Source organism: Endozoicomonas sp. ALD040 (genome assembly GCF_049275945.1).
GTDB lineage: Bacteria > Pseudomonadota > Gammaproteobacteria > Pseudomonadales > Endozoicomonadaceae > Endozoicomonas_A.
Window position 1 is genome coordinate 2,722,045 of the sequence record NZ_CP184829.1, and the last position, 20,483, is coordinate 2,742,527.

General features: G+C 50.4%; 18 protein-coding genes and 1 pseudogene. 8 read left to right on the top strand and 11 right to left on the bottom strand.

Annotation, left to right across the window (positions count from 1 at the left end; genetic code table 11):
• Positions 1-158 precede the first annotated feature (158 nt).
• The 7 genes from ACOJUN_RS09575 to ACOJUN_RS09605 all read left to right on the top strand — a co-directional run bounded on the left by ACOJUN_RS09575 (position 159) and on the right by ACOJUN_RS09605 (position 10,679).
• Positions 159-1,430: a hypothetical protein gene (locus ACOJUN_RS09575; RefSeq protein WP_422136405.1), complete on the top strand. Its 1,272-nt coding sequence runs from the start codon at positions 159-161 to the stop codon at positions 1,428-1,430.
• 189 nt (positions 1,431-1,619) lie between these two features.
• On the top strand, positions 1,620-3,047 hold the full coding sequence (locus ACOJUN_RS09580) for a hypothetical protein (RefSeq protein ID WP_422136406.1): 1,428 nt from the start codon (positions 1,620-1,622) through the stop codon (positions 3,045-3,047).
• A gap of 202 nt (positions 3,048-3,249) precedes the next feature.
• Positions 3,250-4,515, top strand: a complete 1,266-nt coding sequence (locus ACOJUN_RS09585; protein WP_422136407.1) for a hypothetical protein — start codon at positions 3,250-3,252, stop codon at positions 4,513-4,515.
• 201 nt (positions 4,516-4,716) lie between these two features.
• The gene (locus tag ACOJUN_RS09590) at positions 4,717-6,162 is read left to right on the top strand and encodes a hypothetical protein (RefSeq protein WP_422136408.1); all 1,446 of its coding nucleotides are present in this window, start codon (positions 4,717-4,719) and stop codon (positions 6,160-6,162) included.
• A 197-nt stretch (positions 6,163-6,359) separates the two neighbouring features.
• On the top strand, positions 6,360-7,805 hold the full coding sequence (locus ACOJUN_RS09595) for a hypothetical protein (RefSeq protein WP_422136409.1): 1,446 nt from the start codon (positions 6,360-6,362) through the stop codon (positions 7,803-7,805).
• A gap of 197 nt (positions 7,806-8,002) precedes the next feature.
• Positions 8,003-9,250 (top strand): hypothetical protein, encoded by a 1,248-nt coding sequence (locus ACOJUN_RS09600; RefSeq protein WP_422136410.1) that lies wholly within the window; start codon positions 8,003-8,005, stop codon positions 9,248-9,250.
• A 202-nt stretch (positions 9,251-9,452) separates the two neighbouring features.
• On the top strand, positions 9,453-10,679 hold the full coding sequence (locus ACOJUN_RS09605; RefSeq protein ID WP_422136411.1) for a hypothetical protein: 1,227 nt from the start codon (positions 9,453-9,455) through the stop codon (positions 10,677-10,679).
• Positions 10,680-10,735: 56 nt separating this feature from the next.
• On the opposite strand, the gene ACOJUN_RS09610 is transcribed toward ACOJUN_RS09605, so the two are convergent.
• From ACOJUN_RS09610 to ACOJUN_RS09625, 4 genes are all read right to left on the bottom strand, one after another.
• Entirely contained in the window at positions 10,736-11,812 is a 1,077-nt protein-coding gene (locus tag ACOJUN_RS09610; protein ID WP_422136412.1) for a dihydrolipoamide acetyltransferase family protein, read from the bottom strand.
• A 49-nt stretch (positions 11,813-11,861) separates the two neighbouring features.
• Positions 11,862-12,893, bottom strand: a complete 1,032-nt coding sequence (locus tag ACOJUN_RS09615) for an alpha-ketoacid dehydrogenase subunit beta (RefSeq protein ID WP_422136413.1) — start codon at positions 12,891-12,893, stop codon at positions 11,862-11,864.
• Positions 12,893-13,972 (bottom strand): pyruvate dehydrogenase (acetyl-transferring) E1 component subunit alpha, encoded by a 1,080-nt coding sequence (pdhA, locus tag ACOJUN_RS09620; RefSeq protein ID WP_422136414.1) that lies wholly within the window; start codon positions 13,970-13,972, stop codon positions 12,893-12,895. The genes ACOJUN_RS09615 and pdhA overlap by 1 nt, the downstream gene beginning before the upstream one ends.
• A gap of 129 nt (positions 13,973-14,101) precedes the next feature.
• Positions 14,102-15,124 (bottom strand): Leu/Phe/Val dehydrogenase, encoded by a 1,023-nt coding sequence (locus tag ACOJUN_RS09625; protein WP_422136415.1) that lies wholly within the window; start codon positions 15,122-15,124, stop codon positions 14,102-14,104.
• 425 nt (positions 15,125-15,549) lie between these two features.
• Between ACOJUN_RS09625 and ACOJUN_RS09630 the strand changes: the two are divergent.
• Positions 15,550-15,696 (top strand): annotated as a pseudogene (locus ACOJUN_RS09630) (toxin-antitoxin system HicB family antitoxin); the annotation flags it as partial.
• Positions 15,697-15,757: 61 nt separating this feature from the next.
• Here the strand turns inward: ACOJUN_RS09630 and ACOJUN_RS09635 are convergent.
• From ACOJUN_RS09635 to ACOJUN_RS09665, 7 genes are all read right to left on the bottom strand, one after another.
• Entirely contained in the window at positions 15,758-16,069 is a 312-nt protein-coding gene (locus tag ACOJUN_RS09635) for a HigA family addiction module antitoxin (protein WP_422136416.1), read from the bottom strand.
• 9 nt (positions 16,070-16,078) lie between these two features.
• Positions 16,079-16,372, bottom strand: a complete 294-nt coding sequence (locus ACOJUN_RS09640; RefSeq protein WP_422136417.1) for a type II toxin-antitoxin system RelE/ParE family toxin — start codon at positions 16,370-16,372, stop codon at positions 16,079-16,081.
• 89 nt (positions 16,373-16,461) lie between these two features.
• Complete coding sequence (locus tag ACOJUN_RS09645; RefSeq protein ID WP_422137060.1) at positions 16,462-17,049, bottom strand: IS3 family transposase; 588 nt, start codon at positions 17,047-17,049, stop codon at positions 16,462-16,464.
• Between the two features lie 11 nt (positions 17,050-17,060).
• Positions 17,061-17,360 (bottom strand): transposase, encoded by a 300-nt coding sequence (locus ACOJUN_RS09650; protein WP_422136418.1) that lies wholly within the window; start codon positions 17,358-17,360, stop codon positions 17,061-17,063.
• Positions 17,361-17,413: 53 nt separating this feature from the next.
• Positions 17,414-18,568, bottom strand: coding sequence for a helicase-related protein (locus tag ACOJUN_RS09655; RefSeq protein ID WP_422136419.1), 1,155 nt, complete (start codon positions 18,566-18,568; stop codon positions 17,414-17,416).
• Between the two features lie 113 nt (positions 18,569-18,681).
• On the bottom strand, positions 18,682-19,641 hold the full coding sequence (locus ACOJUN_RS09660; RefSeq protein ID WP_422136420.1) for a DEAD/DEAH box helicase family protein: 960 nt from the start codon (positions 19,639-19,641) through the stop codon (positions 18,682-18,684).
• Between the two features lie 173 nt (positions 19,642-19,814).
• Complete coding sequence (locus ACOJUN_RS09665) at positions 19,815-20,459, bottom strand: transposase (RefSeq protein ID WP_422136421.1); 645 nt, start codon at positions 20,457-20,459, stop codon at positions 19,815-19,817.
• Between the last annotated feature and the right edge of the window lie 24 nt (positions 20,460-20,483).

The window sequence follows — 20,483 nt, forward strand, 5'->3', positions numbered from 1 at the left end:
GTTAACGGCTGTTTCAGTCGCTGTGCCCAAGGCACTGCCTATTGGAAGCATTTGATACCTGCTTTATTTGCAGTGCAACTTGTAGTTGAGGATATTGCCATTTATAGCTCCGTTTAGAATCTATATTTCCAGTTCAGTCACTGTATCTGGAAATCACTATGAAAAAGTCATTCAACCTGTTTCCGTTACTTTTGTGTTTGCTTTATTCGATGGCAAAGGCCACCCCCTCCTCAAAAAATGATTTTGATTTTCTTGAGCCTTTTAATGACAGCGCACTGGTGGCAAACGGGCTTGAGTTAAGGGAAAGCATTACTGGACTCTCTTTGTCTACCCTGCTCAACATGGGTATATGGTGGGGTGTCTGTAAAACAGTGGGAATAGTCTCCGGGCTTTCAGGCACACATAATCTGGCTGCAACGAATACAAAGGAGCGGGAGAAATTGCAAACGGATTTCTGTCTGCAACTGGCTCCTGCGATAACTATCACCGAAGTGGCGCTGGCCGGGCATGTATCTCCCTGGCCCCTGGAGCAGCGCTGGTGGAGACCCCTGTATTTTGCCGGTGCAGGAATGACAGCATACACCGCCAATACGAAAACAAGGGAGCTTATACCTGTCGCAGTCTTGACCTACCTGGCGTCCGAGGCGGTATCAAGAACTGGAGCCAGTGCTATGTCGGCGTTAATTCTTAGAAAAATGAGCGTAAGGGATATAGAAACTGAATCGTATGCGGCTGGGGAATACACAATATTGTCTATGGTTAACGGGATTATGTCAGGGGCTGTCGTCTATGAATCCATGATTCATAAAGGCTTGAATCCAGCAAAAGCGACTCTTGCTTCTGTTGTCTGCGCAGCGATTGTGGGTACCCTTTCGGGAATTATTTCAGTGCTAACAATTGATTTGGATGGAGAGACACAAGCTGAAGCTGGAGCCGCAGCCGCAGCCGCAGCCGGAGCCGTAGCCGGAGCCGGAGCCGGATTCATTGTCTCAGGCTTGGCCTCGGTCGCAACGAAAGCAGCAGCCGTGACCCTCGGAGTCGGAGACGGAGTCATAGCCGGAGCCGCAGTCGGAGTTATAGCCGGAGCCTTGGCTGGAGCCTTGGCTGGAGTCGGAGTCGGAGTCGGAGTCGGAGCCAACATCGGAGTCGGAGCGAGCATCGGAGCCGGAGCCGGAGTCGAAGTTGCAGGCGCAGCCCTGGGCGGAGTCGTAGTCTTGCTTGTTTTGGGCAGTTCGAAGATAACCTCAAACAGCCCGTTTATCAAAGCCGGTGTCACTCTGTTGCCTGCGCTGGCTTTCGCTGTTATCAATAGTCTTTCAAACTACGCTATTTATGGCTATCCGCTGGAACAAAGCCTTTCAGAGACTGGCTGGACTCAGTGGAAAAAGTTCTATGCGCCCCCGGATTATCTCTCGACTCTGTTTAACTGACAGCCACTGAATCAGCGGTGAACTCTGGCAGCTAACGGCTTTTTCAGTCGCTGTGCCCAAGGCACTGCCTATTGGAAGCATTTAATAGCTGCCTTATTTGTACCGCTGCTTTTCGTTAAGGGAATTGTCATCCAGAGCTCCGTTCAGGGTCTATATTTCCCGTTCGGTTACCGTATATCGGAAGTCACCATGAAAAAGTTATTTAACCTGTTTCCGTTACTTTTGTGTTTGTTTTATTCGACGACAGAGGCCAGTCCCCCCTCAAAAAATGATTTTGATTTTCTTGAGCCTTTAAATGACACCACACTGGTGGCAAACGGGCTTGAGTTAGCGGGAAGCGTTGCCGGGCTCTCTTTGTCTACCCTGCTCAACCTGGGTATATGGTGGGGTGTCTGTGAAACAGCGGGAATAGTCACCGGGCTTTCAGACACCTATAATCTGGCTGCATCGGATACAAAGGAGCTGGAAGAGTTGAAAACGGATTTCTGTTTGCAACTGGCTCCTGTGATAACTGCCGCCGAAGTGGCGCTGGCCGGGCATGTGTCTTCCTGGCCCCTGGAACAGCATTGGTGGAAACTCCTTTATTTTGCCGGTGCAGGAATGGACATTTATGCCTCTATGACGAAAACGAGGCGGCACATACCTGTCAGAGTCTTGACTTACCTTGCTTCAGAAGCGTTATCAAGAACCGTAGCCAGCGCTATTTCGGTGCAAATTCTAAGACACATGAGGTTCGTAAGAGATATTACAACTAAAAGGTATGTGGCTGGGGAATACGCGATATTGTCTTCAATTAATGGGGTTATGGTTGGTGCTGTCACTTATGAAGCCCTGATCCATAAAGGCTTCAGGCCAGCAAGAGCAAGTCTTGCTGCTGTTGTCAGCGCAGCGATTGTGGGAGTCCTCTCGGGAATTGGTTCAGAGTTAATAGCAGATGTGGAAGAACAGACAAAGGCCGGAGTCGGAGCTGGAGTTGGAATTGGGGTCGTAGCCGGAGCCCTGGCTGGAAGCCTGGCAGGAGCCACAGCCGGATCTGTATCTGGAGCCGGATTCGGAACCGGAATCGGAGCCGGAGCCGGACCCGGAACTCTGTCTGGAATCTTAGCCGGAGTTGTATCCGGATCCGTAGTTGGAGCCGGAGTTGTAGCCGCAGTCGGAGTCGGGCTTGGAGGCGTAACCGGAGCCCTGACCGCAGCAGAAATCGGACCAAGAGTCGGATCAGGAGTCGGATCAGAAGCAGGATTTGGAGCAGGATTTGGAGCTTTTGTCGTAGCCCTGTCCGGAGCCTTAGCCGGAGCTGGAATCGGAATCGGAATCGGAATCGGAAATGGAATCGTAGACGGATTCGGAATCACATTGGGAGTAGGATCCACAGCCGCAGCCCTGTTCGGAGTCGGAACCTTGCTTATGTTGGCCAGTTCGAAGACAACCTCAGACAACGTATGTATCATAACCGGTATCACTTTGGCACCTGCGTTGACTTTGGCTGTTATCAATAGTCTTTCAAACTACGCTGTTTATGGCTATCCACTGGAACAAAGCCTTTCAGAGACCATCTGGACTCAGTGGAAAAAGTTCAATGCACCCCTGGATTATCTCTCGACTCTGTTTAACTGACAGACTCAACTGACAGCCACTGAATCAGCGGTGAGCTTTGGCAGCGAGTGGCTGCTTCAGTGGCTGTGACGAAGGCGCAGCTTGTTGGAAGCATTTGATAGCTGCTTCATTTGCACCGCAACTCGTAGTTAAGGATATTGTCATTCATAGCTCCGTTTAGAATCTATATTTCCAGTTCAGTCACTGTATCTGGGAAATTATCGTGAAAAAGTCATTCAACCTGTTTCCATTACTTTTGTGTTTGCTTTATTCGACGGCAAAAGCCAGCCCCCCCACAAAAAATGATTTTGATTTTCTTGAGCCTTTTAATGACACCGCACTGGTGGCAAACGGGTTTGAGTTAAGAGAAAGCATTGCTGGACTGTCTTTGTCTACCCTGCTCAACATGGGTATCTGGTGGGGTGTCTGTAAAACAGTGGGAATAGTCTCCGGGCTTTCAAGCACACATAATCTGGCTGAAACGGATACAAAGGAGCTGGAGAAGTTGCAAACGGATTTCTGTCTGCAACTGGCTCCTGCGATAACTATCACCGAAGTGGCGCTGGCCGGGCATGTGTCTCCCTGGCCCCTGGAGCAGTGCTGGTGGAAACCCCTGTATTTTGCCGGTGCAGTAATGGCAGCTTATGCCGCCAATAAGAAAACGAGGGAGCTGATACCTATCGCAGTTTTGACCTACCTGGCGTCCGAAGCGGTATCAAGAACTGGAGCCAGTGCTATTTCGGCGTTAATTCTAAGAAAAATGAGCGTAAGGGATATTGCAGCTGAACGGTATGCGACTGGGGAGTACGCAATGTTGTCTTTGATTAACGGGATTATTGTAGGGGCTGTCGTCTATGAATCGATGATTCATAAAGGCTTGAGTCCAGCAAAAGCGACTTTTGCTTCTGTTGTCAGCGCAGCGATTACGGGTACCCTCTCGGGAATTATTTCAATGCTAACAATTGATTTGGGTGAACCGACACAGGCTGGAGTCGTAGCCAAAGTCATAATGGGAGTCGTAATGGGAGTCGTAGTCGGAGCCGGAGCCGGAGTCGTAGAATTAGGCTTAGCCTCAGTTGGAGCGGAAGCCGGAGCCGTAGCCTTAGTCGGAAACGCCGGAACCAGTGTCGGAGTAATAGCTGGAGCCTTAGTTGGAACCGGGGCCGGAGCCGGAGCCTTAGTTGGGGCCGGAGCCGGACCCAGAATCAAAGTGGGAGCCGGAGTCGGAGCCGGAGCCATAACTGGAGCCTCAGCCCTGAGCGGAGCGGTAGCCTTGCTTATGTTGGGCAGTTCAAAGATAACCTCAAACAACCCCTTTATCAAAGCCAGTGTCACTTTGGCGCCTGCGCTGGCCTTCGCTGTTATCAATAGTCTTTCAAACTACGCTATTTATGGCTATCCACTGGAACAAGGCCTTTCAGAGACCAGCTGGACTCAGTGGAAAAAGTTCTATGCGCCACTGGATTATCTCTCGACTCTGTTTAAATGACAGACCTGACTGTCAGCCACTGAATCAGCGGTGAACTCTGGCAGCTAAAGCCTGCTTCAGTGGCTTTGCCGAAGGCGCAGCTTATTGGAAGCATTTGATAGCTGCCTTATTTGCACTGCACCTTGTAGTTAAGGATTTTTTCATTCATGGCTCCGTTTAGAATCTATATTTCCAGTTCAGTCACTGTATCTGGAAATCATCATGAAAATGTTATTCAACCTGTTTCCTTTACTTTTGTGTTTGTTTTGTTCGACGGCACAGGCCAGCCCCTACTCAAAAAATGATTTTGATTTTCTTGAGCCTCTTAATGACACCGCACTGGTGGCAAATGGGCTTGAGTTAACGGAAAGCATTGCCGGGCTCTCTTTGTCTACCTTGCTGAACCTGGGTATATGGTGGGGTGTCTGTAAAACAGCTGGAATAGTCTCCGGGCTTTCAAGTACATATGATCTGGCGGCATCGGATACAAAGGAGCTGGAAGAGTTGAAAACGGATTTCTGTTGGCAACTGGCTCCCATGATAACGACCGCCGAAGTGGCGCTGGCCGGGCATGTGTCTTCCTGGCCCCTGGAACAGCACTGGTGGAAACTCCTTTATTTGGCCGGCGCAGGAATGAATATTTATGCCTCTATGACGGAAACGAGGCAGCGCATACCTGCCGAAATCTTGACTTACCTTGCTTCAGAAGCACTATTAAGAACCGCAGCCAGCGCTATTTCGGTGTCAATGCTGAGAAAAACGAGGTTCGTAAGAGAGATTACAACTAAAAGGTATGTGACTGCTGAATACGCAATATTGTCTGCGATTAATGGGGTTATGACTGGTGCTGCCACTTATGAAGCCTTGATTCATAAAGGCATCAGACCAGCAAAAGCGAGTCTTGCTGCTGTTGTCAGCGCAGCGATTGTGGGAGCCCTCTCGGGAATTAGTTCAGAGTTAATAGCGGATGTGGACGAGCAGACAAAGGCCGGAGCCGGAGCCGGAGCCGGAATCGGAGCCGGAGCCGGAGCCCTGGCTGGAGCCTTGGCTGGAGCCGTAGCCGGATCCGTATCTGGAGCCGGAATCGGAGCCGGACTCGGAGCAGGAGCCGGAGGTGGAGACGGAACTCTGGCTGGAATCTTAGCCGGAGTTGTATCCGGATCCGTAGTTGGAGCCGGAGTCGTAGCCGCAGTCGGAGTCGGACTTGGAGGCGTAACCGGAGCCCTGGTCGGAGCAGAAATCGGATCAGGAGTCGGATCAGGAGCAGGATCAGGAGCAGGATCAGGAGCAGGATCAGGAGCAGGATTAGGATCTTTGATCGGAACCCTATCCGGAGCCTTGGCAGGAGCTGGAGCCGGAATCGGAGCCGGACTCGTAGACGGAGTCGAACATGGAATCTTAATCACACTGGGAGTCGGATTCACAGCCGTAGCCTTGGTCGGAGTAGGAATCTTGCTTATGTCGGCCACTTCGAAGGCAACCTCAGACAACCTGTGTATCAAGGCCAGTGCCACTTTGGCGCCTGCGCTGGCTTTCGCTGTTATCAATAGCCTTTCAAACTACGCTGTTTATGGCTATCCTCTGGAACAAAGCCTTTCAGAGACCGCCTGGACTCAGTGGAAAAAGTTCTATGCGCCCCTGGATTATCTCTCGACTCTGTTTAAATGAAGACCCAACTGTCAGCCACTGAATCAGCAGTGAACTCTGGCAGCCAGCTGTTTCAGTGGCTTTGCCGAAGGCGCAGCTTATTGGAAGCATTTGATAGCTGCTTTATTTGCACCGCTCCCTGTAGTTGAGGATTTTGTCATTCATAGCTCCGTTTAGAATCTATATTTCCAGTTCAGTCACTGTATCTGGAAATGATCATGAAAAAGTCATTCAACCTGTTTCCGTTACTTTTGTGTTTGTTTTGTTCGACGCCACAGGCCAGCCCTCCTTCACAAAATGATTTTGATTTTCTTAAGCCTTTTAATGACAGCGCACTGGTGGCAAACGGGCTTGAGTTAACGGAAAGCATTGCCGGAGTCTCTTTGTCTACCCTGCTGAACCTGGGTATATGGTGGGGTGTCTGTAAAACAGCGGGAATAGTCACCGGTCTTTCAGACACCTATGATCTGGCGGCATCGGATACAAAGGAGCTGGAAGAGTTGAAAACGGATTTCTGTTGGCAACTGGCTCCCATGATAACGACCGCCGAAGTGGCGCTGGCCGGGCATGTGTCTTCCTGGCCCCTGGAACAGCACTGGTGGAAACTCCTTTATTTGGCCGGTGCAGGAATGGACATTTATGCCTCTATGACGGAAACGAGGAAGCGCATACCTGCCGGAGTCTTGTATTACCTTGCTTCAGAAGCGCTATTTAGAACCGGAGCCAGTGCTATTTCGGTGTCAATGCTGAGAAAAACGAGGTTCGTAAGAGATATTACAACTAAAAGGTATGTGACTGGTGAATACGCAATATTGTCTGCGATTAATGGGGTTATGGTTGGTGCTGTCACTTATGAAGCCTTGATCCATAAAGGCATCAGGCCAACAAAAGCGAATCTTGCTGCTGTTGTCAGCGCAGCGATTGTGGGAGCCCTCTCGGGAATTAGTTCAGAGTTAATAGCGGATGTGGACGAACAGACAAAGGCCGGAGTTAGAGCCGGAGTCGCAATCGGAGCCGGAGCCGGAATCATGGCTGGAGCCCTGACTGGAGCCGTAGCCGGATCTGTATCTGGAGCCGGAATCGGAGCCGGATTCGGATCCGGATTCGGAGCCGGAGCCGGAACTCTGGCTGGAATCTTAGCCGGAGTTGCATCCGGATCCGTAGTTGGAGCCGGAGTCGTAGCCGCAGTCGGATTTGGACTTGGAGGCGTAACCGGAGCCCTGGTCGGAGCAGAAATCGGATCAGGAGTCGGATCAGGAGTCGGATCAGGAGCAGTATCAGGAGCAGGATTAGGAGCAGGATTAGGATCTTTTGTCGGAATCCTGTCCGGAGCCTTGGCCGGAGCTGGAGCCGGAATCGGAGCCGGACTCGGAGACGGAGTCGAAAATGGAATCGGAATCACACTGGGAGTCGGATTCACAGCCGTAGCCCTGATCGGAGTAGGAACCTTGCTTATGTTGGCCAGTTCGAAGACAACCTCAGACAACCTGTGTATCAAAGCCGGTGCCACTTTGGTACCTGCGTTGACTTTCGCAGTTATCAATAGTCTTTCAAACTACGCTGTATATGGCTATCCACTGGAACAAAGCCTTTCAGAGACCGCCTGGACTCAGTGGAAAAAGTTCTATGCGCCTCTGGATTATCTCTCGACTCTGTTTAAATGAAGACCCAACTGTCAGCCACTGAATCAGCAGTGAACTCTGGCAGCCAGCTGTTTCAGTGGCTGTGCCGAAGGCGCAGCTTATTGGAAGCATTTGATAGCTGCTTTATTTACATTGCTCCTTGTAGTTGAGGATATTGTCATTCATAGCTCCATTTAGAATCTATATTTCCAGTTCAGTCACTGTATCCGGAAATCGTCATGAAAAAGTCATTCAACCTGTTTCCGTTACTTTTGTGTTTGCTTTATTCGATGGCAAAGGCCGCCAGCCTCCCCGCAAAAAATGATTTTGATTTTCTTAAGCATTTTAATGGCACCGCGCTGATTGAAAACGGGCTCAAGTTAAAGCAAAGCATTACCGGAGTCTCTTTGTCTACCCTGCTCAACCTGGGTATATGGTGGGGTGTCTGTAAAACAGTGCAAATAGTTTCCGGGCCTTCAGGCAAATATGATCTGGCTGCATTGGATACAGAGGAGCTGGAGAAGTTGAAAACGGATTTTTGTTTGCAACTGGCGCCCGTGATGACGACTGCCGAAGTGGCGCTGGCCGGGCATGTGTCTCCCTGGCCGCTGGAGCAGAGCTGGTGGAAACCCCAGTATTTTGCCGGTGCAGGAGTGACAGCTTGTGCCTCTATGACGAAAGCGAGGGAACTCGTACCTTTCGCAGTCTTGACCTACCTTGCATCAGAAGCGGCATCAAGAACCGGAGCCAGCGCTGTGTCGGTGTTAATTCTAAGAAAAATGAGCGTAAGGAATATTACAGCTGAACGGTATGCGGCTGGGGAATACGCAGTATTGTCTCTGATTAATGGGGTTATGGCAGGGTATGCCGTTTGTGAAGCCATGATTCATAAAGGCTTCAGTCCAAAAACAGCGCTACTTGCTTCTCTTGTCAGCATAGGGATTGTAGTTATTTCAGAGTTTGTAATGAATGTGGACGGACTGGCAAAGGCCGCAGCCGAAGCCGAAACCAGAGCCGCAGCCGAAACCAGAGCCGAAGCCGAAAAAAGAGTTGCAGCCGAAACCAGATCCACAGCCTTAGCCGTACTCGGAGCCATAGCCGTAGCCGAACTCGGAGTCCTCGCCGTAGCTGAACCCTTAGTTGTAGGAGCTGCAACCGGAGCTTTATCCGGAACCCTGGCAGGAGCTGTAGTTGGAGCCGTAGTCGGAGTCGGGGCTGGAGCCGGAATCGGAGCTGGAGTCGGAGCCTCAGCCCTGGGCGGAGTTGGAACCTTGCTTATGTTCGGCAGTTCGAAGATAACCTCAAACAACCCGTTTATCATAGCCGGTGTCACTCTGGTGCCTGCGTTGACTTTCGCTGTTATCAATAGTCTTTCAAACTACGCTGTTTATGGTTATCCACTGGAACAAGGCCTTACAGAGACCGACCGGAATCTGTGGAAAAAGTTTTATGCGCCTCTGGATTATCTCTCGACTCTGTTTAACTGACAGACTCAACTGTCAGCCACTGAATCAGCGGTAAACTCTGGCAGCTAACACCTGCTTCATTTGCTGTGCCGAAGGCGCAGCCTATTGGAAGCATTAGATAGCTGCTTTATTTGCACTGCACCTTGTAGTTAAGGATATTGTCATTCATAGCTCCGTTTAGAATCTATATTTCCAGTTCAGTCACTGTATCTGGAAAATCATCATGAAAAAGTCATTCAACCTGCTTCCGTTACTTTTGTGTTTGCTTTATTCGATGGCAAAGGCCAGCCCTCCCTCACAAAATGATTTTGATTTTCTTAAGCCTTTTAATGACACCGCATTGGTTGAAAATGGACTCGAGTTAACGCAAAGCATTGCCGGAGTCTCTTTGTCTACCCTGCTCAACCTGGGTATATGGTGGGGTGTCTGTAAAACAGCGGAAATAGTCTCCGGGACTTCAGGCGAATATGATCTGGCTGCATTGGATACAAAGGAGCTGAAGAAGTTGAAAACGGATTTCTGTTTGCAACTGGCGCCCGTGGTGACTACCGCCGAAGTCGCGCTGGTCGGGCAAGCGTCTCCCTGGCCCCTGGAACAGCGCTGGTGGAAACCCCTGTATTTTGCCGGTGCAGGAATGGCAGCTTATATCGCCAATACGAAAACAAAGGAGCTCATATCTGTAGCAGTTTTGACCTACCTTGCGTCCGAAGCGGTATCAAGAACTGGAGCCAGCGCTATTACGGCGTTAATTCTTAGAAAAATGAGCTTAAGGGATATTGCAACCGAATGGTATGCGACAGGGGAATACACAATATTGTCCATGACTAACGGAATTATGGCAGGGGCTGTCGTCTATGAATCCATGATTCATAAGGGCTTGAGTCCAGCAAAAGCGACTCTTGCTTCTGTTGTCAGCGCAGCGATTGTCGGCACCCTCTCGGGAATTATTTCACTGCTAACAATTGATTTACAGGCACAGGCTGGAGCCGGACCCGGAGCCGGAGTCGGAGTTGTAGCCGGAGTCGGAGCCGGAGTCGTAGCCTCAGGTTTAGCCTCAGTCAGATTGGAAGCCGGAGCCAGATCCGGAGTCTTAGCCGGAGCCGGTGTCGGAATCATAGCCGGAGCCTTGGTTGGAGCCGGAGCCGGAGTTGGAGCCACAGTCGGAGTCGGAGTGGGAACCGGAGTCGGAGCCGGAGCCATAGCTGGAGCCACAGTCCTGGGCGGAGCGGGAGCCTTGCTTATGTTTGGCAGTTCGAAGATAACCTCAAACAATCCGTTTATCAAAGCCGGTGTCACTTTGGTGCCTGCGTTGACTTTCGCTGTTATCAATAGTCTTTCAAACTACGCTGTTTATGGTTATCCACTGGAACAAGGCCTTTCAGAGACCGGCTGGACTCAGTGGAAAAAGTTCTATGCGCCCCTGGATTATCTCTCGACTCTGTTTAACTGACAGATCCAACTTTCATGATAATCGGCTTCTACCCATTGGTAAAAGCCGATATAAAATTATTCGGACAACTTCTGAAGGATACAATGCAAGAAGCGAGTGGCTTCTCCACCAGTAACTGCGCGATGATCAAAGGCCAGAGAGACAGGAAGAATCCGGTGATTCTGGATCTGGCCGTCTTCGCTGACCACCCGGGCTCTCAGTCGGCCAACACCAATGATGCACACCATGGGCGGCACAACAACAGGGGTAGCGAACTGACCCGCAAAAACACCAAAGTTGCTGAGAGTTATGGTGGCACCCTGCATTTCTGATGGCGGAAGGCTGCGTTCCTCAACCGCTTTTCTAAAATTGTTAATGCTGTCTCTCAACGCAGTGGCATCCAGTTTTTCTGCGTCTCTGATAACAGGCACAAACAGACCTTCTTCACTGTCAACAGCCAGTCCCAGGTGAACGGAAGTAAAGACTTCACGACTCATCAGCGTTTCATCAAACCAGGCATTGAGTGCCGGTTCTTCCTTGCAGGCTGAGGTAACGGCCTGAATCAGCCGAACGCTAATGTCTGTACCTTTTGGCCAGTGTTCAATATCCACATCATCAAACAGAGTGACAGGTACTACTTCGGCATGAGACTGCGCCATGGTACGAGCCATGTGTTTTCTGACGCCTTTGAGAGGCTCAGGGTTTTCCAGGGGATAGCTTTGACGAATGGAGTTTCTGCCAACGCTTTGCTGATCGATGGAGACACCCAGTTTGGCGGCCAGTGCAGTGACGTCACCTCTGCTTTCAGCAGCAGGGGCTTTTCCGGAGTCAGGTGGTGTACCGATAAAAAAATGGTCATCGGCGCTGTCATCATGAGCGGCGGTTGCCAATTCGCCGACCACCGTGCCGGCATCTTCCTGATCACTGACGAACTCCAGCAGAGGCGCTCCGGTCATAATGGTGTCGCCGGGTTTGCCATAGAGTTTTGCCACAACACCGCTGACGGGTGAAGGAACGTCGACAATAGCCTTGGCGGTTTCGACTGAGACAATGATCTGGTCTTCTGTGACGGAGTCGCCTTCCTTGATATGCCATTCAATAATATCGGCTTCGGGAATGCCTTCACCCAGGTCGGGCAGGTTGAAAAATTTCATATTCTTTTCCTTGTTACTGAAAGCCCTTTTGCTGAAGGCTCTGCGGATATTATTGATACGCCAGTGTTTTCAGGGATGCCTTGATGATGTCATCAGGTTGGGGAAGGTAATGATTTTCCATCCGATAATAGGGCATGGTCGTGTCATATCCTGTCACCCGTTCGATCGGTGCTTTCAGATCCATGAGCGCTTCCGAGGCCAGCCCGGCAGCTATTTCAGCACCTACGCCAAAGCTTCGGCAGGCTTCGTGAATAATCACACAACGGCCTGTTTTGCGAACCGAAGTCAGGATCGTCTCCATATCAAGGGGCTTAATTGTGGCGACATCAATCACTTCCACGGAAACGCCGTGTTGTTCCAGAGTTTTGGCGGCCTGAAGGGTTTCACTGATGGAAGCTCCCCAGCTGATCAGAGTCAGGTCGGAGCCTTGTTTGAGAGTAAAGCACTTGTCGAGTGGGAGCAGTGGAGTCTCTTCAGAAACGTCCTGCTTGACCGCGCGATAGATGCGTTTGGGCTCCAGAAACAGGACCGGATCAGGATCATTAATCGCAGAGCGCAGCAGTCCGTAGGCTCTGACGGGCGATGATGGAATGACCACTCTGATGCCGGGAATATGGGCAAAAAGAGCTTCAGTACTTTCAGAATGATGCTCGGGAGCGCGGATACCACCCCCGAAAGGCGCTCTGACAACCATTGGGCAGCTGAGGCGTCCACGGGTACGGTTTCGCATTCGGGCAGCATGACATATCAACTGTTCCATGGCCGGGAAGATGAACCCCATGAACTGGATTTCCGCAACAGGCTTCAGACCCTGAGTGGCCATACCAACACTGATACCGGCGATCAGGGCTTCAGCCAGGGGCGTATCCATGACCCTTTTCAGGCCATACTTTTCTCTCAGACCCTGAGTCGCGCGGAAAACACCGCCATTAACACCGATGTCTTCACCCAGCAGTACCACCTCAGGGTCTTGTTTCATGGCGTGGTCCAAAGCCAGATTGATGGCTTCCACCATGGTGATTTTATTTGTGCTGCTGTCGACAGTCGATCGGATCAGGTTTTCAGATACTGAACTATTCATCAATGAGTTCCTCCGTCGGCTTTAAACATAGCGGCTTGTTTTTGCTGTTCCAGTTGCGGGGGCATATTTGCATAGGTGTGATCGAAGAGGTCGCTGATAGAAGGAAGTGGCGTTTCCAGATAGGTTTTGACTTCTTTCTCAACCAGGGCGGCAGCTTCCTGTTTCAGCGCCTGCTCTTTCTGCTCATTCCACAGGCCACGGTGATGCAGGAAGTTTCTGAGTCGTTTAACCGGCTCTTTGTTCCAGGCATCCTGCAGCTCTTCACTGTTGCGATAGCGACTGGCGTCGTCTGCCGTAGTGTGATCGCTCAGGCGATAGCTGATGGCTTCAATCACTGTAGCGCCTTTGCCGCCTCTGGCGCGCATCATGGCTTCATTGATGACTTCGTGCAGCGCCACAACATCGTTACCATCCACTTGTGCGCAAGGCAGTCCGGCAGCAACGCCTTTTTGAGCCAGTGTCGGGGCTCCGGACTGAATGTTACGAGGAACAGAAATAGCCCATTGGTTGTTATTGATGATAAATACCAGAGGCAACTGCCAGACCCCGGCAAGGTTCAGGGCTTCAGTAAAGTCACCTTTGGAAGTAGCGCCATCGCCCAGGGACACCACCGCCACCTGAGGTTGGTGTCGAATTTTGATCGCGGTGGCCACCCCGGCAGCATGATCTGCCTGGGTAGCAATAGGAACGCAGTTCGGAAAGTCATGACCCCAGGCCGGACTGGAACTGCCGCGCTCATCTCCACCCCAATAGAGCATGATATCGGAGAGGGGAACCCCTCGTAACATCAATCCGGGAAGGTCTCGATAGTAAGGAATCAGGACGTCTTTTTTCTCCATCAGTGAACCAAAAACAGTGCTGATAGCCTCCTGTCCCAGACAGGATGGGTAGGTCCCCATCTGACCGGTTCTCTGCAGGGCAACGGCTTTGGCATCACCTGCTCTGGCTATGACCATGGTGCGGTAATATTGAATCAGGGTGTCTTTATCTTCGGTCCATTCCGGCAAAGGTTGGAGGACTTCTCCCTCCTCACTGAGGTACTGATAGAACGGAATCTGACAGGCATCGTTGGTTTTCATAAGGTGCGCTCCTGTGTTTTTTACTACGGGACTCTGTTTGACCACCGGGATAAAAAGAAATGCGCATACCCATAGTTGTGACAAGTAATGACTGTGAGAAGTCAGTCAGGCAATTAGTTGTCAGGATTGCTATTTGAATAGCAGAGCTTCTGCCATATGATCGGCAATCACACTGCTGGGAGTCTTCCGCTGCTGTTCATAGCGAAAGACCTGCAACAAAGTCTCTTCTATGGCGTTGATGCGATCATTTATTTCGCTCTGTGGTTTACCCTGGTGTGTCATTGCTACGAAGATCAGTCCACCGGCATTGATCAGGTAGTCCGGCGCATAGAGAATGCCTCTGTCAAACAGCAACTGGCCACATTCGGGAGTCAGCAGTTGATTGTTTGCAGAGCCTGCTACAGCAGTGCATTGCAATTGACTGATGGTGTCTTTATTGAGAATGCCTCCCAGACCGCAAGGACTGAAAATGTCACAGGGAACCGAATAGATTTCTTCAGTACTGACGGCGGTTGCCCCCAACTCATCAATGCACTGCTGAAGTTTCTGTTCATTGATATCAGTGACAATCAGTTTGGCGCCACCCTGATGCAGTAACTGGCAAAGGGCAAAGCCGACATTACCAAGTCCCTGAACAGCGACTCTGATACCTTTTAGTGAAGAACCAAATTCCGGATGAGCTTTCAGGGTAGCCAGAATGCCCTTGTAAACACCGAGGGCGGTGGAAGGTGCGGGATTACCACTCGAAGAGGTACAAGAAACGTGTTGAGTTTGAGAGGCGATGGCATCCATATCAGATACTCTTGAGCCGCTGTCCATTGCAGTAATATAGCGGCCTCCCAGTTCTTCAATAAACTGGCCAAAAGCTCTGAACAGTTGTTCCCGATCGTAGGGGGCTGTCGGCTCCATGATGACGGATTTGCCGCCACCGAGATCCAGTCCGGCAAGCGCCGCCTTATAGCTCATACCTTTGGCAAGACGGATAGCATCGGTAACTGCATCTTCAGTTGAGGTGTAGGGAATTATACGACAACCGCCGAGGGCTGGTCCTCTTCGGGTGTTATGGATTGCAATGATTGCTCTGAGACCTGAGGCTTCATCGTATTTCAGATGGATGTCATTAAGCCGGGCCTCTTTTATCTGTCTGAACATAACGGGATCTCCGTATGTGTCAGAGCCGATAATGCTCTGTTTTGCTTATAGTTATTTTTTTTGTAGCCAAGGGTCAGGATGACTGCCCAAAACAGCGATGATCAGGGCTTTTAGCCCTTCAACGATTACAATACGTCAGCAGGTGTATTGTCAACCTTAAAACAACAATAGCTTGAACGTACTTTAACGGAGACAGGATATGAATCCTCACAGCTATAACATTACCGTCCGTCGGGCTAATTTCGATGGTGAGGTATTTTTTGAAGCTCGGGTCAAAGAGCTGCCAGATGTTGCTGAGTAGGCTGATACTGCCGAAGAGGCCTACGCCCTGGCGATTGACACTATAGAAATTACCGCAGAGATCTTTGCCGAAAAGAGTAAGGTAATGCTTTCTCCTTGATGAGCTTACAGACGACTTCAGTGGCAGAGTAACACTGCGACTGGCAAAAAACCTTCATCGCAACCTTGCAGAAGGTGCAAAGCAGGAGGGGGTAAGCCTGAACCAGCACATAGTCAATATCCTTAGCTATTCTTCAGGCTTTTGCGCTGCCACCAGTGATTGGTGTCATTGAGATTCCATGAGAGCAAAATTCTGCTTGTTTTGGCTGAGGGAGTTGACTTCAGAAAATCGAGTCAGGCCGTTTTCTGCTGGAATACCTGTATTTTTTCAAGGTCGCTTTTTTCTGCAGTTTGAACGTTATATAAATCCCAGCGAACCTGCAGACTCAACCAGAAGTCTGGTGACATTCCGAAAAAACGGGCTAGCCTCAACGCTGTACTGGGTGTGATCCCACGCTTTTTATTGACCAATTCATTCACTCGCTGATAAGGCACGTGAATGGCGTCCGCTAACTCCCTTTGTGAAATATTCATAGGCATCAGGAACTCTTCCAGCAACATTTCGCCGGGATGGGTAGGTGGTCGGCTTTCAGGCACTCTGGTCATCCGTTGCTCCTAGTGGTAATCGGTGACTTCAACATTTTCCGGTCCCTTGTTGCCCCACCGGAAGCAGATTCGATACTGGTCATTAATCCTGATACTGTGTTGCCCTTTCCGGTCTCGGGTCAAGGCCTCAAGACAGTTACCCGGTGGAACCTTGAGTTCATCCAGGATTAGCACAGAATCCAGCTGATCGAGCTTTCTTGCAGCGATTCGCCAAAGCGACTGGGGACAGACTTTGCGAGCCTGGCGGGAAGCCTTACCGTTAAAAATATCTGCTGTAGCCTTGTCTTTGAAAGAAGCGATCATGGATTACATGGTAGCACGGATACCATGCCAAAGTGTTCGATGTTGTTGGGTTGAGTGTGTAGTGGCACACTCTTGACTCGCAGGATGCACTATCCACATTGTGGGTGGCCTCTAAATTTTGTCACACCATCTCCAGGCTTTCTGCCCCAGTAAGCCATTCTCAAAGCTTCCAGGGGCAGCTCTGTCGTCATACGGTTACTCATCGACCAACCGACGACTTTCCGCGAAAACAGATCAACGACAGCCGCCAGATAAACCCAGCCTTCACGAGTCCAGAGGTAGCTGATATCAGCTACGTATACTCTGTCGGGTGCTGAAACTGAAAACTCACGATTCAAAAGGTTTGCCGCCACTGGCAGTTTGTGTTTGCTGTTGGTTGTCACCTTGAATTTTTTGACCACCCGAACCCGCAGGCCAAGCCGTTGCATCAGGGTTTTGGCCTGATAACGCCCTATGCTGTAACCTTTTGAACGCAGGGCTTTCGCCATTCGACGACTTCCATAAGAGTCACCTGATTGAGCAAAAATCTCTCGGGCATCTGCCTCCAGGCGAAACATCTCCGGGTCAATCTGTTGATTTTTTGCCTGTTGTTTATTCCATTCGTAGAAGCTACTGCGACTAACTTTTAGTGCTTTGCATAGCGTTACGACAGGATAGGCCTTCCTCTCCCGCTGTATGAAGGCGTATCTTACAGCTGGTCTTTCGCAAAGAAGGCCATGGCTTTTTTTAAGATTTCCTGTTCCATTTTCAGCTGTTTGTTTTCAGCTTCAAGCTCTTTGATTCTCTGCTGTTCAGTCGTCAGGGCCTGATGGCCTTTGCCGGGGAAAGCCAGCTCTTTCTTCTCTTCACTGAGTCGAACCCAACGACGGAGGTTAGTCGCACAAATTCCTAGACTTCTGGCGACTGCTGTAGGCGACTGAGCTTGTTCAGTAACCAGTTTTACAGCTTTGAGTTTGAATTCCTGAGAATAATGTTTTCGCGTTGCCATTATGAACCTCGTTACTGGTTGCACTATTGTGCTTAACGAGGTGTCCGGTGTCATTAGACCACTTCACTTGCCAGTGACTTGTCGGTTTTGATCAGCGCCTTAATACGGGCAATCAGACTCTCTGCGGTTTTGCCGATGTCTTTCGCCCACTCGCTCCAGTATTCCCGGTCGCCCAGCTTTTTCGGAATGGCGGCATAAACGGCTTCGTTGACTTCGTCGAAGGGCAGGTTCGGGATGTCCAGCGGCAGGTCGAGGTTGTCACCACCATCACCTCCTTCTCTATCACCACCGCCGGTCTCACCAGTAACGACCTGTATTTTCTTACGAAACTCAGCTTCGTCCACCAACGATTCATCATGGGCACGCAGTGCCTTGATAACCTTCCAGATGCCCTTGAACTGCGGGTTGCTGTCGATGAAGCTGTTGTAATCCTTGACCCGCTCAGACGGCATACAGACCGGCAGAATGATGTAGCCGTACTGCTTTTTGCCTGCGGGGTCTTTACGCATGACACGTCCGACCGATTGAACAATATCGACAATGGATTCACGGGTATCAAAGAAGATCACCGAGTCCAGAGAGGGCACGTCGATCCCTTCTGACAGGCATCGGGCGTTGGAAAGAATACGGCAGTCACCTTCTGATATGTCATCTTTCAGCCAGCCGAGCTTTTCCTGCCGCACATGGGCATTCATGCTGCCATCCACATGGTCGAGTTCGCAATTGACCATTGAGTTGTCGACGTTGCGGTAGGAGTTCTGGTAAGTCTCGACCAGCTTTGCGAATATGTCGGTGGTCTGCTTCGAATCTTTGATCGAGCGGGAGAACGCCACTGCCCGACGCATCGGAGCAGTGTCTTCCGTCATGTCTTCCTGCTCGCCTGCTTCGTCGACCATCACCAACCCCTGCTTCGAGAGACCTTTCCAGCTGCCGATGATTTTGGTGGCCAACTTCATATCAATGGCTTTGTCGTCGGCGACTTTGAAGGCGTTATAGTTGTTGACCAGATTCGCCATCTTCTCTTCTTCAACGGCGACGATCAGCACCTTGTATTCGGTCAGCAGGTCTTTCTCAACGGCTTTGCCGAACCCGAGGCGATAAAGTTCCGGGCCGTAGAGGTCTTTATCGTCCATTGAGAACAGCACGGCATCAGCTTCGTTGGCCTTGCTTTTCGATTTGTCGGCGTATATTCGAGGCGTAGCGGTCATATAAACCCGCTTGTCCGCCTTGACGATATGATTCTGGTGAACTTTGACGAACTCGGAGTAGTCTTGACCTTTCAGGGTAAGGCCGGTAGTACGATGCGCCTCATCGCAGATAATCAGGTCAAAGTCGCCAAGACCCTGTTTTGGGCTTCGCTGACCACCTGAATAGACTGATAGGTGGAGAAAACAATGGTGCGCCGGTCTTTACTGACCACTTTTGCTGCGTCAGCCAGTTTCTTTGCATCGGTGGTGGCGGGGTAGGCCAGGTCATGCAGGCTGATGTCTTCTTCATCTTTACCCACCTTTGAGTCAGAACAGACGACGAAGGCATTGATTGGGCTGACACCCTGGGCGGTCCATTCCCGCAATGACTGCGCTACCAGCGAGATGGACGGAGCCAGAAAGAGTATTCGGCCTTTCTCTGGCGTAACTTCTTCCATCAGGCGCAGGGCGGTGAAGGTTTTACCCGTACCGCACGCCATGATCATTTTACCCCGGCTGTGCTGTTCAAAGCCTTTCTTTACTGCGTCGATGGCTTCACGCTGGTGCTCACGGGGTTCGTGCTTTTTCTTGAGCTTGATGTCCTTGATATTGCTGAGGCTGAACTGACTCCAGTCGATTGGGCTGTCGGCCAGGTCTTTGAAGAACAGGCGGCTTACAGGGACGGTTTGCGCTTCGAGGGTTTTATTTGCCTTGGATGACCACTTCTCGGTGGTGGATACGATCAGTCGTGTTGTAAAACTGAATGCGCCATCCGTGGTGCTGAATTGCTTTCCTGATGCGGCCAGGAATGTGTCAATGCCGCCCTTGTCAAGCGTGTTTGCCGGATCGAAGAATTTGCACTGAATCGCCCAGTATTCCCCCGTACCACGCTCACGGGCGACCAGATCAATACCGTTATCACTTCCCCAGCGATACGGCCACTCTCCCCATAACCAGACATCCGAAAGCCGGTCAGCGTATTGCGGGTCAGTCATCAGATAGTTCGCAATCAGCTTTTCAAACTGCGTGCCCTTATCGCGGTTGTTGCGGGTTGCTTCGGTAAATTCGTCTAGCAGGGCCTGTAGAGTATTCACTTTCATTTCCTTATGTAATTGTAAAATGGTTGCAATCGTCGTTTATATGCTACAGAAACAGGTTGTGTGTCAATACGAGCAATCGTTCGGATATCAGACGCTGCAGACCTCTTGAATAGGTGATGATACCGATTATTATTAGAGTAATGTCGTACATAAGCATCGAGTAGTGTTTATAAAATCGAGCCTTTATATCGGCGTGCATGAGAGTTCTTGATTAAGACCCGAAATGGACCTCGCCTGACTCCTGAATTGATTGACTCCGCTATCGCAAAAACGCAGTTCCATGTTTTTGAAGGTTCGTGTCTGACAGTTTGCTGTATGACGTTGAAAAATGGTTTCACGGTTACTTTACTGGTGAGAGTGCTTGCGCCAGCCCTGCAAATTTCGATGCAGTGATCGGACAAAAGATCGCAAGGGATAACGCCAGAAATAAGATATGGATGCCTGCTCATGCAGGGGGGTATGCGGCGATAAATGAGGGGCTCGGTCGCGGTATTCAGAGGGCTACGACCGACAGCCAACTTGAACATGGGGTCTTTACGCAAATGGTTGCTGTTGTTGGCATCCTGATAACCGCAGGCCATTTGCAGCACTCTTTGTGTCAGAAGATCCTGTATGGAATGGTCAATATAGGATTGATGTCGTTTTTCCTGGATTGCCTTGACGAGCCTGGGGATTAGCTCACTACGGATGGCTATTTCACGAAGCAGCAGTGTGCCAAAATCAGAAGACAACTCCCCTCCGTTAAAATCAACTCTGACAGTTTTACCATTAACAGAGTGAAAACGAAGAGTTTCTTGTGTATGTTTTGCCATGGCAGGTTCCGGTTTGCTTCTTCC